Origin of the sequence: Winogradskyella endarachnes (assembly GCF_009741275.1) — a bacterium.
GTDB lineage: Bacteria > Bacteroidota > Bacteroidia > Flavobacteriales > Flavobacteriaceae > Winogradskyella > Winogradskyella endarachnes.
Map to the genome: position 1 here is coordinate 1 of NZ_WOWS01000047.1, position 255 is coordinate 255.

1 pseudogene is annotated in these 255 nt (G+C 37.6%); it reads right to left on the minus strand.

The window, feature by feature from the left end:
• Positions 1 to 255, minus strand: a pseudogene (locus GN138_RS16380) (hypothetical protein); the annotation flags it as partial.

The window sequence follows — 255 nt, forward strand, 5'->3', positions numbered from 1 at the left end:
ATTCATAGTCCCCTATCTCATCTCCTAATACTACTTGTATAACGTGATTTTCTGCAAATGCTTGTGTTAATTGCTCAATTGTTAAACTTGGTGGCTCACTTTCTATTACTAAGGTCTCATCGTAATGATCACAATCGGTTAGCGTGTTAGTAACTGTAACACCATAAATACCTTCTGCTGTTGGCATATAAGTACCTTCTGTTGCGCCTGCAATTTCTACGCCTTCATAAGTCCATACAAAACTGTAATCTGTTG